The 12,151-nt window shown below is 59.5% G+C and carries 9 protein-coding genes, 1 tRNA gene and 2 rRNA genes (1 of these 12 only partly in view); 5 read left to right on the top strand and 7 right to left on the bottom strand.

Annotated features, from left to right (window positions below; genetic code table 11):
- The 4 genes from E5E97_RS03915 to tcdA all read left to right on the top strand — a co-directional run.
- Positions 1-828 (top strand): 23S ribosomal RNA (locus E5E97_RS03915); it begins 2,061 nt to the left of the window's first position.
- Positions 829-943: 115 nt separating this feature from the next.
- Positions 944-1,058 (top strand): 5S ribosomal RNA (rrf, locus tag E5E97_RS03910).
- A gap of 97 nt (positions 1,059-1,155) precedes the next feature.
- A tRNA-Asp gene (locus E5E97_RS03905) sits at positions 1,156-1,232 on the top strand.
- A 147-nt stretch (positions 1,233-1,379) separates the two neighbouring features.
- Complete coding sequence (tcdA, locus tag E5E97_RS03900) at positions 1,380-2,216, top strand: tRNA cyclic N6-threonylcarbamoyladenosine(37) synthase TcdA (RefSeq protein ID WP_118880103.1); 837 nt, start codon at positions 1,380-1,382, stop codon at positions 2,214-2,216.
- A gap of 21 nt (positions 2,217-2,237) precedes the next feature.
- On the opposite strand, the gene E5E97_RS03895 is transcribed toward tcdA, so the two are convergent.
- Complete coding sequence (locus E5E97_RS03895; protein WP_162901761.1) at positions 2,238-2,672, bottom strand: SufE family protein; 435 nt, start codon at positions 2,670-2,672, stop codon at positions 2,238-2,240.
- A gap of 13 nt (positions 2,673-2,685) precedes the next feature.
- Positions 2,686-3,906, bottom strand: a complete 1,221-nt coding sequence (locus E5E97_RS03890; protein WP_118880105.1) for an aminotransferase class V-fold PLP-dependent enzyme — start codon at positions 3,904-3,906, stop codon at positions 2,686-2,688.
- A 152-nt stretch (positions 3,907-4,058) separates the two neighbouring features.
- On the opposite strand from E5E97_RS03890, the gene rep reads away from it, so the two are divergent.
- Positions 4,059-6,071, top strand: a complete 2,013-nt coding sequence (gene rep / locus E5E97_RS03885; protein WP_118880106.1) for a DNA helicase Rep — start codon at positions 4,059-4,061, stop codon at positions 6,069-6,071.
- 7 nt (positions 6,072-6,078) lie between these two features.
- Here rep and E5E97_RS03880 read toward each other — a convergent pair whose 3' ends face one another.
- The 5 genes from E5E97_RS03880 to E5E97_RS03860 all read right to left on the bottom strand — a co-directional run bounded on the left by E5E97_RS03880 (position 6,079) and on the right by E5E97_RS03860 (position 12,141).
- On the bottom strand, positions 6,079-8,364 hold the full coding sequence (locus tag E5E97_RS03880) for a bifunctional diguanylate cyclase/phosphodiesterase (protein ID WP_011707890.1): 2,286 nt from the start codon (positions 8,362-8,364) through the stop codon (positions 6,079-6,081).
- Positions 8,365-8,449: 85 nt separating this feature from the next.
- Positions 8,450-8,905, bottom strand: a complete 456-nt coding sequence (locus tag E5E97_RS03875) for a cytochrome c5 family protein (RefSeq protein ID WP_024945508.1) — start codon at positions 8,903-8,905, stop codon at positions 8,450-8,452.
- 200 nt (positions 8,906-9,105) lie between these two features.
- Positions 9,106-10,134, bottom strand: coding sequence for an L-threonine 3-dehydrogenase (gene tdh, locus E5E97_RS03870; RefSeq protein ID WP_016352377.1), 1,029 nt, complete (start codon positions 10,132-10,134; stop codon positions 9,106-9,108).
- Positions 10,135-10,190: 56 nt separating this feature from the next.
- A complete protein-coding gene (locus E5E97_RS03865) occupies positions 10,191-11,381 on the bottom strand; it encodes a glycine C-acetyltransferase (protein ID WP_043163991.1) in 1,191 nt (396 codons plus the stop codon).
- A 115-nt stretch (positions 11,382-11,496) separates the two neighbouring features.
- On the bottom strand, positions 11,497-12,141 hold the full coding sequence (locus tag E5E97_RS03860) for a TetR/AcrR family transcriptional regulator (protein ID WP_011707886.1): 645 nt from the start codon (positions 12,139-12,141) through the stop codon (positions 11,497-11,499).
- Positions 12,142-12,151 lie beyond the last annotated feature (10 nt).

Here is a 12,151-nt window from a genome sequence, read left to right as displayed (position 1 = left end):
CTACAGCTTGGCACTGAACATTGAACCTACATGTGTAGGATAGGTGGGAGGCTTTGAAGGCGTGACGCCAGTTGCGCTGGAGCCGTCCTTGAAATACCACCCTTGTATGTTTGATGTTCTAACGCAGGCCCCTGAATCGGGGTCGCGGACAGTGCCTGGTGGGTAGTTTGACTGGGGCGGTCTCCTCCCAAAGAGTAACGGAGGAGCACGAAGGTTGGCTAATCCTGGTCGGACATCAGGAGGTTAGTGCAATGGCATAAGCCAGCTTAACTGCGAGACGGACAGGTCGAGCAGGTACGAAAGTAGGTCATAGTGATCCGGTGGTTCTGAATGGAAGGGCCATCGCTCAACGGATAAAAGGTACTCCGGGGATAACAGGCTGATACCGCCCAAGAGTTCATATCGACGGCGGTGTTTGGCACCTCGATGTCGGCTCATCACATCCTGGGGCTGAAGTCGGTCCCAAGGGTATGGCTGTTCGCCATTTAAAGTGGTACGCGAGCTGGGTTCAGAACGTCGTGAGACAGTTCGGTCCCTATCTGCCGTGGGCGTTGGATGATTGAAGGGAGTTGCTCCTAGTACGAGAGGACCGGAGTGAACGAACCTCTGGTGTTCGGGTTGTCACGCCAGTGGCACTGCCCGGTAGCTAAGTTCGGAATCGATAACCGCTGAAAGCATCTAAGCGGGAAGCGAGCCCTGAGATGAGTCATCCCTGACCCCTTGAGGGTCCTAAAGGGCCGTTGGAGACCACAACGTTGATAGGTGGGGTGTGTAAGCGCGGCGACGTGTTGAGCTAACCCATACTAATTACCCGTGAGGCTTAACCATACAACACCCAAGAAGTGTTTCTGGCCTTGTAGCGAATGAACGAACTACTAATTCAGTGATAGCGAAGCCAACAGGCAGTTCGTTATTCACGTCAGCTTTCTAGATTAAGAATTTGCCTGGCGGCCATAGCGCCGTGGAACCACCTGATCCCATGCCGAACTCAGAAGTGAAACGCGGTAGCGCCGATGGTAGTGTGGCATTCGCCATGCGAGAGTAGGACACTGCCAGGCACCCAATTAAACAGTTATGCACACATTGCATAATTGGCCGAGAGGATGACACCTCGTTGAAACGGCAGACAATTTAGCAAAAAGCTAACCAGACAGCGGAGCGGTAGTTCAGTCGGTTAGAATACCGGCCTGTCACGCCGGGGGTCGCGGGTTCGAGTCCCGTCCGCTCCGCCACTACTTAAGAAGCCCAGTCGAAAGACTGGGCTTTTTTTCATTCCCGACACCGCACTCCTTTTCTCTCACATCAACACCACCATCATCCGATCATCGCCCCTGAGAGAGGTTGCCGCTATAATGGCCGCCCTCAAGCAAGGTGGTGGTATGAAAGCAGAGTATCTACAGCGATTCGGGGGCATAGCCCGTCTTTATGGTCAGAACGCCTTGCGTTCCTTTAGCCAGGCCAAGGTCTGTGTGGTCGGGATCGGTGGCGTTGGCTCCTGGGCTGCCGAGGCGCTGGCCCGTGCCGGTATCAACCAGATCACCCTGATCGACATGGATGATATCTGCATCACCAACACCAATCGCCAGATCCACGCCATGCAGGGGACGGTTGGTCGCCTCAAGACCGAGGCGATGGCCGAGCGTATTCGCGCCATCAATCCGGATTGCAAAGTGATCGAGGTAGATGATTTCGTCACCGCCGATAATCTGGCCGAGCATATCAAGCGGGAGTTTGACTATGTGGTGGATGCCATCGACTCGGTCAAGGCCAAGGTGGCGCTGATTGCCTTCTGCAAGCGCAACAAAATCCCGGTGATTGTGGCGGGTGGTGCCGGCGGGCAGATGGATCCGACCCAGATCACTGTGGCGGATCTGGCCAAGACCATTCAAGATCCGCTCGCTGCCAAGGTGCGCTCCGACCTGCGCCGCTTGCACAACTTCAGCAAAAATCCGGCGCGCAAATTCGGAGTGGAGTGTGTCTTCTCAACCGAGCAGCTGAGCTATCCGGATGGCAATGGTGGGACTTGTCAGGCCAAGGCAGCCAGCGATGGCACCATGAAGATGGATTGCGCCTCCGGCTTTGGCGCCGTGACGCCGGTTACGGCAACTTTCGGGCTGGTTGCCGTGTCCCGGGTATTGAAGAAAATTGCCGAGCGGGGTGCCCGCGCCGAGAAAGAGGCCGGGAATGAAAACGCCGGGTCGATTAGCGAAGCCTAATCGACCGCTGAACAAGGCGGGTTAGACCGCTTGCTCCCGGATCGCCAGTACGATCGCTCTGAGCCCGTTACCTCGTGACGGGCTCAAGTGTTTCTCAAGCCCAAGTTCGGTGAAATAGCTTTCAATATCAAAAGCCTGGATCGCTGCAGATAATTGGTGGTTGAGCGCCGCCAGCACGATAACGATAAGGCCGCGAACGATGCGGGCATCGGAATCACAGGCAAAGTGCCAGTAACCATCCTCGCTTTTCTCTCCCTTCAGCCACGCCTGGCTTTCACAACCCTTGAGGCGGAATGCCTCCTGCTGCCATTCGCCGGGTAGCGCTGGCAACTGCTTGCCGAGCTGGATGATGAGCCGGTACTGGTTCTCCCAGCCGTGAGCGGCAGCAAACTGCTGGCGTATGGTGTCGGCGTTGGGCTCAAGGCCAATCTGGGTATAGCTTGCGAGGTCACTCATTCGGTTGTCTGCCTTAGAAGAAGTCACTGAGTTTGTGCAGGGCGGCCAGCAGGGCATCGACATCATCCCGATTGTTGTAGCAGGCCAGCGAGGCGCGCAGGGTACCGCCGATCCCGAGCGATTCCATCAGCGGCATGGCGCAGTGATGGCCGACTCGCAGGGCGATCCCCTGCATATCGAGCAGGGTGGCGGCATCTTGCGGGTGGATATCCTCCAGCAGGAAGGAGACGGCGCCGGCGCGCTGGCGAGGTTCGCCGACCAGGCGCAGCCCCGGTACCTGTTGCAGTCCGGCAACCAGATAATCGGTCAGCGCCGCTTCATGGCTGGCCAATGAACCCTTGTCCTGCTCCATCACAAAGTCGATGGCAGCGGCGAGGCCGATGGCGCCGGCAATATGGGGGGTGCCTGCTTCAAACTTGAAGGGCAGGGTGTTGAAGGTAGTGCCGGCGAAACTGACTCTGTCGATCATCTCGCCCCCCGCTTGCCAGGGCGCCATCCGCTCCAGCAGTTTGGTGCGGCCCCACAGCACGCCGATCCCGGTCGGGCCATAGAGCTTGTGACCGGAGAAGGCGTAGAAGTCGCAGCCGATGGCTTGTACATCGACCTCGAGATGAGCCACCGCCTGAGCGCCATCGATCAGGGTTAGGGCCCCGACCGCCTTGGCGGCAGCCACCATCTCTTTGACCTGATTGACGGTACCGAGGGCATTGGAGACGTGGGCCACGCTCACCAGCCGGGTGCGTGGCCCCAGCATGGCGTGATAGGCCACCAGATCGAGATCGCCCCGCTCATCGAGGGGGATAACCCGGATCACGGCACCGGTACGCTGGGCAATCAGCTGCCAGGGGACAATGTTGGCGTGGTGCTCCAGGGTGCTGAGCATTATCTCGTCCCCCGCCTTGAGTTCGCTCATGCCCCAGCTCTGGGCCACCAGATTGATCGCTTCAGTAGTGCCACGGGTCCAGATCACCTCGCGACTGTGAGGCGCATTGATAAAGCGGGCAACCGTCTCGCGGGCGGCCTCGAAGGCACGGGTGGCGCGGCCGCTCAGGGCATGGGCAGCGCGGTGTACGTTGGCGTTGTCGGCGCTGTAGTAATGCGCGATGGCATCCAGTACCACCTGGGGCTTCTGGGTAGTGGCGGCGTTGTCCAGATAGATCAGAGGGTGGCCGTTGACCTCTTGCGCCAAGGCCGGAAACTGGCTGCGCAGCCGGGCGTGCTGTTGCTGGTTCATGCTCCCCTCATATCATCTGGAAAAGTCGGTCATGATCCGGAAAATGGCGGTCAAACACAAGGCGCTGTGGCGGGATATTGCCTGCGGTTTCGGCTGCCTGCGGGATCTCTGTTACAATGCCGCCCCACATCATAAGCCAAGAGATCCGGCCCATGAAGCTCAACCCCAATCAGAACGAAGCGGTCAAGTTTGTCTCCGGCCCTTGCCTGGTGCTGGCGGGTGCCGGATCGGGCAAGACCCGCGTCATCACCAACAAGATTGCCTATCTGGTACAGCAGTGCGGCTACAACGCACGCAACATAGCGGCGGTCACCTTTACCAACAAGGCGGCGCGGGAGATGAAGGAGCGGGTCGGTCAGACCCTGGGTCGCAAGGAGGCGCGGGGGCTGATGGTCTCCACCTTCCACACCCTGGGGCTCGAGATCATCCGCCGCGAGCACAAGAGCCTGAACCTCAAGGCCAACTTCTCCCTGTTCGACGACACCGACCAGCTGGCGCTGCTGAAAGAGCTGACCGAGGCGGAGCTCGACAACGACAAGGACAAGCTTTCGGCCCTCATCAGCCAGATCTCCAACTGGAAGAACGACCTCATCCTGCCGGCTCGCGCCATGCGCATCGCCCGCGGCCCGGAAGAAGTGTTGTTGGCCCAGCTCTATGAGCGTTATCACCGCCAGATGGTGGCCTACAACGCGCTGGATTTTGACGATCTCATCGTGATGCCGACCCTGTTGCTCAAGAGCAACGAGGAGGTACGCACCCGCTGGCAGAACAAGATCCGTTATCTGCTGGTCGACGAATATCAGGACACCAACACCAGCCAGTACGAGCTGGTGAAGCAGATTGTCGGCGAGCGGGCCCGTTTTACCGTGGTGGGGGACGACGACCAGTCCATCTACTCCTGGCGCGGTGCCAAGCCGCAGAACCTGGTGTTGCTGAACGAGGATTTTCCCAGCCTCAAGCTCATCAAGCTGGAGCAGAACTACCGTTCCAAGAAGCGCATCCTCAAGTGCGCCAACATCCTGATCGCCAACAACCCCCACGTCTATGACAAGGCGCTCTTCTCTGAGCTTGATGAAGGGGTGAAGCTCAAGGTGCTGTTTGCCAAGAATGAGGAGCACGAGGCGGAGCGTATCGCCGCCGAGCTGATGGGCCACAAGTTCATGAACCGCACCCGGTTCAAGGATTACGCCATCCTCTATCGGGGCAACCATCAGTCGCGCATCTTCGAAAAGGCGCTGATGACCAACCGTATTCCCTACCGTATCTCCGGGGGCACCTCGTTTTTCTCCCGCACCGAGATCAAGGACATCATGGCCTACCTCAAGCTGCTGGTGAATCCGGACGAGGACACTGCCTTTCTGCGGGTGGTCAACCTGCCGCGCCGTGAGATAGGCCCCACTACCCTCGAAAAACTGGGCCAGTATGCCAACCAGCGCGGCAAGAGCCTGTTTGCCGCCAGCTTCGAGCTGGGGCTGGAACAACACCTCTCCGGGCGCGGTCTATCCGCTCTGCAGGCCTTCACCAACTGGCTGGTGCGGCTCGGTGATCAGGCGCTGCGCGGCAATCCGGTGGAGGCGGTGCGGGACATGATCAAGGGGATTCACTACGAAGAGTGGTTGATGGAAACGTCGCCGAGCCCCAGGGCGGCCGAGATGCGGATGAAGAACGTTTCCACGCTGTATGGTTGGCTCGTTGAGAAGCTGGAGGGGAATGAATTAAACGAGCCGATGACCCTGCCTGAAGTAGTCACCAGTTTCACCCTGCGTGACATGATGGAGCGCAACGAGGGCGAGGACGAGGCCGACCAGGTGCAGCTGATGACCCTGCACGCCTCCAAGGGGCTGGAGTTTCCCTATGTCTACATGGTGGGCATGGAGGAGGGCTTGCTGCCGCACCAGACCAGTATTGACGAAGACAACGTGGAGGAGGAGCGGCGCCTCGCCTATGTGGGCATCACCCGGGCTCAGACCGAACTGACTTTTACCCTCTGCAAGGAGCGGCGCCAGTACGGCGAGTCGGTGCGGCCGGAGCCGAGCCGCTTCCTGCTGGAGCTGCCGCAGGACGATCTGGAGTGGGAAAACCAGAAGAAGGTGACGGCCGAGGAGCGTCAGCAGAAGGGGCAGGTCGGGGTCGCCAACCTGAGAGCGCTGTTCAAGAAGGATTGAGTGGCTGTTAGCCGCGCTCGCTCTTGGTCTGGGTGAGCAGGGGAGTGATATCGGCTCCGGGCATGGGGGGCGAAATATAGCGCCCCTGGCCCATCAGACAGCCGAGATCGATCAGTTTCTGCAGTTGTTGCTGGTTTTCGATGCCTTCCACCACCAGGGTGAAGTCCAGATCCTGGCAGATGTCGCGCATGGCACGAATGAGGGCGAGATCCTTGGGTGACTGCAGCATGCGATGGGTGAAGCTGTCATCCACCTTGATGTAGTCCACCGGGAAGTGGAACAGGGCGTTGAGGGAAGAAAACCCGGTCCCAAAGTCATCCAGACTGATCTGGATACCCTTGGCTCTCAGTTCGTGCAAAGAGGTGAGGGCATCGGAGTCCTGCCGTGACAGCTCCCGCTCGTTGAATTCAAAGATCAGATAGCCGGGGGCTATCCCCTCGGATTCGATGATTTCAACCAACTTCATGATCTGCTCATGGCTGACCAGATGCTTGCCGGACAAGTTGATGGCCACCTTGAACTTGCTCTGGCCTGACAGCGGCAGCCACTCCTTCAATTGTTGGCAGGTGTGGCTCAGGATCTGGTAATCCAGCTCCTGAATGAGACCGCACTGCTCCGCCAGCGGGATAAAGTCGAACGCATCCTTGAGTACCCCCTCTTCGGTGATCCAGCGGGCCATCACCTCCAGCCCGGTCAGCCGGCTGTCCTTGAGCCGGATCACCGGCTGGAAATAGGGGACGATGCGTCCTTCACGCAGCGCTCTTGCCAGCATCTCTTCCGGCGAGGCCCAGGTCTGGACCGAGCACTCTTCCGAATAGCTGACGATGCGACTGCGGCCGTTGCGTTTGGCCTGATACATGGCCAAGTCGGCCTGATGGAGCAGTTGGCTGATATCGGAGGTCTGTTCCGATACACTGGCCACCCCCAGACTGACCGTGATGCCCAGCTCGTTGCCCATCAGCCGAAAAGGGTAGGAGAGGCGGCTGATGATGCGGTTGAGTACCGGGCTGATATCCTCCTCGGTCTTGCTGTTGTCCAGATAGATGACGAATTCATCCCCGCCCAACCTGGCCACCATGTCGTTTTGCCGAATGCAGGTCTGCAGGCGGCGGCTCATCTCCTTGAGCAGCTGGTCACCGGCGCTGTGGCCCAGGGTGTCGTTGACCTGCTTGAAGTGGTCCACATCGATGAAGATCAGCGAAAACCCGGGCGACTTGTAGCGGTGAAAATGGGTCATGGCATGGTTGAGGTGATTCATCAGCAGGGCCCGGTTGGGCAGCTGGGTCAGCGGATCGTGCAGGGCGTCGAACTGCAGCCGGCGTTCCAGCTCTTGATGCTGCTTGAGTTGCTTCTGCAGCCGGAGGTTGGTCTGGCGCAACTGCTGCAGGCGCTGGTTGATGGAATCTTCCGAGTTGATGTCGTGCAGCTGCTGGCGGATCCGCCTCAGCTCCAGCAGCAGGGTGAGCTGGCTGCGCAGGAAGTCGAGAAACAGCCGATCATCGGTTTCCAGCGGGTGCTGCAGGCTGATGAGAAAGTGGGCGAAGTACTGCTGCTGCAGGCGCAGCGGTTGGCTGTACCAGTAGAGCTGCTCCTTGTGCTGCTCCATGTTGTTGGTGCTGTGGCACAGTCCGGTGATGAACTCGTCGCTGTGGGGGGGCTGCTCCGGATAGATCTTCTCGAGCCGGTGGCTGTCGATGCGCACCAGCAGCATGTCCTGAATGGCCAGCATCTGGCGCAGGACTGCCTCGAGCTGGGAGAACAGCGCCTGACTGGGCAGGGTGTTGGCCAGCCGGATGATGCGGTTGATGCTCTCGATCTTCTTCTGCCAGTCAGGGTCTTTGCGGATCAGCGGCGAGGCCAGCTCCGACAGCTGGGAGCCTGCCTGGGTCTCGTTCAACCGCTTGGCCAGGCACTCCAGCAGCAGGCGCAGGGTTGGCAGCTCCTTGGGCTGGCAGCAGGCCAGCAACCACTGGACCTGGCCATGCTCGACCGGCAGCGAGCACCAGCCATCGGCTTCATCGAGCTGGGTCAGTTGATCGGTGATGCGCGACTCCTCCAGCCCCAGCTGCAACTTGAAGCTGTCGGAGATCTGGTATTCGCATACCCACTGCAGGCCGGCTTCCGACAAGCCGAGCATGCCGAAATGCTGCAGCGGGCAGAGCTGGTTCAGCTGCTGGATCAGGGTGTCGTAATCTTTGGAGGTGGCGGCGGAGGGGGCGGGGAAATCCATAATAGCGGAGACCAACGCCAGCAAGGGAGTCGAGTAATGGGGTGCTATTGGTTGCGCTGACATGAGTAACTCCCGGTTTGCCTACCCTACAAAGAGTAGCCGGAAGTCATCAGATTGAAAGGGCCGCAAATGCGGCCCTTTCAAACACTTAGAGCTTGTCGATCATGTAGTGAATGGCGTTTTCGATCTCTTCATCGCTACAGGTGGCGCAAGTTCCTCGTGGCGGCATCACACCGGTCTTGCCCGCGAAGCCGGCAATGGCGTGTTTCTTAAGCGTTTCAATGCCTTGGGCGATACGTGGTTCCCAGGCGGCCTTGTCGCCCCGCTTGGGAGCTCCGGCGATGCCGGCATCGTGGCAGGCGAAGCAGGCGCCCTTGAACACGGCCTCGCCGTCGCGCGGACCAGATGCCGCTGCCGCCGCAGGGGCTGCGCCTGCGGTCGCAATCCCTTCCAGATCCTTGGCGGTATAGACTTGACCGACAGGCTTGATCCGCTCGGCGATTGCCTCCGGTGACATATCATCGGCAGCAAGCACCACGCCGGACAAACTGGCGGCCGTCATCCCGACCGCCAGCAAATAGCTCAGTTTTTTCAACACGCTCATGTACTCCCAGCAGGCTTTTATTATCCCTAGAAAACGACTGGATTATAACCGAATAGTTACAGCCATTTAAACGCTTGTGTGTGAAGTGTTAAGCACTCTGCGTGCAAAGTTTCTTCGTCAGATCACAAACTGGCGAGACCGGCCCGAAAAAAAGAAACCCGGTTTTCACCGGGTTTCATCTCATGGGCGGGCCGAAAGGCTTATTTGTCCCAGCTGAGGATCACCTTGCCGGACTGGCCTGAGCGCATGGCATCGAACCCTTGCTGGAAGTCGTCGATGTGGAAGCGGTGGGTGATGATGGGGGAGAGATCCAGCCCGGACTGGATCAGGCTGGCCATCTTGTACCAGGTCTCGAACATCTCTCGACCGTAGATCCCTTTGATAAACAGTCCCTTGAAGATCACCTTGCCCCAGTCGATGGCCATGGTAGCGGGGGGGATGCCGAGCATGGCGATTTTGCCGCCGTGGTTCATCTTGTCGATCATGTCCTGGAAGGCGCTGGGCACACCGGACATCTCCAGCCCCACGTCGAACCCTTCGGTCATGCCGAGTTCGCTCATCACGTCGCTGAGCTGCTCCTTGGCCACGTTGACGGCGCGAGTGGCGCCCATCTTGCGGGCCAGCTCGAGCCGGTATTCGTTGACGTCGGTGATCACCACGTGGCGGGCACCCACGTGGCGGCAGACGGCGGCGGCCATGATGCCGATGGGGCCGGCGCCGGTGATCAGCACGTCTTCACCGACCAGGTCGAAGGAGAGGGCGGTGTGCACCGCGTTGCCGAACGGATCGAAGATGGCGGCCAGTTCATCGGGGACGTTGTCCGGCAGCTTGAAGGCGTTGAAGGCCGGGATCACCAGATACTCGGCGAAGGCGCCGGGGCGGTTGACGCCGACGCCTATGGTGTTGCGGCACAGGTGGGTGCGGCCGGCACGGCAGTTGCGGCAGTGACCACAGGTGATGTGGCCTTCACCGGATACCCGGTCTCCGACCGCGAAGCCGCGCACTTCCTGGCCGATGGCGACCACTTCCCCGACGTATTCGTGGCCGACCACCATGGGCACCGGGATGGTCTTCTGTGACCATTCGTCCCAGTTGTAGATATGGATGTCGGTGCCACAGATGGCGGTCTTGCGGATCTTGATCAGCAGGTCGTTGTGGCCGAGTTCAGGGGCCGGTACGTCCGTCATCCAGATGCCGACTTCTTTGTGCAGTTTGGAGAGCGCTTTCATGGTTGTTCCTTCACGATGAATGCAGAAAGAAGGGGCGCCAGGCCCCTTGATTCAAATCAGATGATGTCGAGTTCGCGGCCGATGCGAATGAAGGCATCAATGGCCTTGTCCAGTTGCTCACGGGTGTGGGCGGCGGACATCTGGGTGCGGATGCGGGCCTGGCCCTTGGGCACCACTGGGAAGGAGAAGCCCACCACGTAGATGCCGGCGGCCAGCATGCGGCTTGCCATCTCGGCGGCCAGTTTGGCGTCACCCAGCATCACCGGAATGATGGCGTGATCGGCCCCGGCCAGGGTGAAGCCGGCGGCGCTCATCCGCTCGCGGAAGTATTGGCTGTTCTCCTTGAGGCTGGAGCGCAGCGCATGCCCTTCGGCCAGCATGTCGATCACCTTGATGGTGGCGGCGACGATGGAGGGGGCCAGCGAGTTGGAGAAGAGATAGGGGCGTGAGCGCTGACGTAACCAGTCGATCACCTCCTTCTTGCCGGAGGTGTAGCCACCGGAGGCGCCGCCGAGCGCCTTGCCCAGGGTGCCGGTGATGATGTCGACCCTGTCCATCACGCCACAGTATTCGTGGGTGCCGCGGCCGTTCTCGCCGATGAAGCCGACGGCGTGGGAGTCGTCCACCATCACCAGGGCGTCGTACTTGTCGGCCAGATCGCAGATGGATTTGAGGTCGGCAATGACGCCATCCATGGAGAAGACGCCGTCGGTGGCGATCAGCTTGAAGCGGGCGCCGTCGGCGTCAGCCTGCTTGAGCTGGGCTTCCAGCTCGGCCATGTCGTTGTTGGCGTAGCGATAGCGCTTGGCCTTGCACAGCCGCACGCCGTCGATGATGGAGGCGTGGTTGAGAGCATCGGAGATGATGGCGTCTTCGGCACCGAACAGGGTTTCGAACAGACCGCCATTGGCATCGAAGCAGGAGGAGTAGAGGATGGTGTCTTCGGTGCCGAGGAAACCCGACAGTTTCTGCTCCAGCTCCTTGTGCTGATCCTGGGTGCCGCAGATGAAACGGACCGAGGCCATGCCGAAGCCGTGGCTGTCCAGCCCCTGATGAGCCGCTGCGATCAGGTCCGGGTGGTTGGCCAGCCCCAGATAGTTGTTGGCACAGAAGTTCAGCACCTGCTCGCCGCCCACCGCAATCCGGGCCTGCTGGGCCGAGGTGATGACGCGCTCCTGCTTGTACAACCCTTCAGCCTGCACCTGCTCAAGCTGCTCGGTCAGGTGACGATAGAATCCGTTAGACATCCTCGATCCTTATTGGCTATTTCAGCTGATTATCAACAATGGGCAGTATTTTACTGCAATCTGTTGCGGTGAATTCAAATGATTGTGCTGACATTCAACAATTGTGAAACAGATCTCACCCGGCTGGTTGGGCCAGTTGACGATAGTGCTGTTCCAGCTGGCGGATCTGGTCGGCCACCTGGGGTTGCACATAGGGGCGCAGCAGGAACAGCACTCGCAAGACGCCCTGATAGAGCAGCGGCTTGGTGATGCGGGTGTTGGGGGCTTGGGCAATCTGGAACGGGATCCAGCAGGTGACCACCATCTTGATGGTCTGGCCCAGATCCGGCAGATCCTCGTCGCTGACATTTATGATGCCGCCCTCGCGCAGGCTTCTGAGCAGGGCCACCACGGCGGCGCGCAACTGTTCCTGGGCCTTGAGGTATTTTTGCTGCAGCGGCTCATCGCGGCTCAGGATGTCCGGCAGATTGGCGTAGAAAAAGCGGAACTGCCACATCAGATAGAAGATGGCATCCAGGTAGCCCATCAGGTTTTCCAGTTTGATCTCGTCGCTGCGCGCCGGCGTGAAGCTCTCGCTCAGGTGGCGGGCGTATTGGTCGAAGATGGAGTGGATGATGTCTTCTTTATTGCGGAAGTGGTAATAGAGGTTGCCCGGGCTGATGCCCAGATGGGCGGCAATGTGGTTGGTGGTGATGTTGCGCTCACCCTGATCGTTGAACAGCTCGGTGGCGCTGTGAATGATCCTGTCTCTGGTTTTCATCGCTGTTCCC

The sequence above is a fragment of the Aeromonas sp. 2692-1 genome (genome assembly GCF_013085505.1).
Lineage (GTDB): Bacteria > Pseudomonadota > Gammaproteobacteria > Enterobacterales > Aeromonadaceae > Aeromonas > Aeromonas hydrophila.
This window is presented reverse-complemented; position numbering and strand designations above follow the sequence as displayed.

Coding starts and splice junctions, on each gene's coding strand:
- tcdA (WP_118880103.1), top strand. CDS start 1,380: ATGAAAGCAGAGTATCTACAGCGATTCGGGGGCATAGCCCGTCTTTAT.
- E5E97_RS03895 (WP_162901761.1), bottom strand. CDS start 2,672: ATGAGTGACCTCGCAAGCTATACCCAGATTGGCCTTGAGCCCAACGCC.
- E5E97_RS03890 (WP_118880105.1), bottom strand. CDS start 3,906: ATGAACCAGCAACAGCACGCCCGGCTGCGCAGCCAGTTTCCGGCCTTG.
- rep (WP_118880106.1), top strand. CDS start 4,059: ATGAAGCTCAACCCCAATCAGAACGAAGCGGTCAAGTTTGTCTCCGGC.
- E5E97_RS03880 (WP_011707890.1), bottom strand. CDS start 8,364: ATGTCAGCGCAACCAATAGCACCCCATTACTCGACTCCCTTGCTGGCG.
- E5E97_RS03875 (WP_024945508.1), bottom strand. CDS start 8,905: ATGAGCGTGTTGAAAAAACTGAGCTATTTGCTGGCGGTCGGGATGACG.
- tdh (WP_016352377.1), bottom strand. CDS start 10,134: ATGAAAGCGCTCTCCAAACTGCACAAAGAAGTCGGCATCTGGATGACG.
- E5E97_RS03865 (WP_043163991.1), bottom strand. CDS start 11,381: ATGTCTAACGGATTCTATCGTCACCTGACCGAGCAGCTTGAGCAGGTG.
- E5E97_RS03860 (WP_011707886.1), bottom strand. CDS start 12,141: ATGAAAACCAGAGACAGGATCATTCACAGCGCCACCGAGCTGTTCAAC.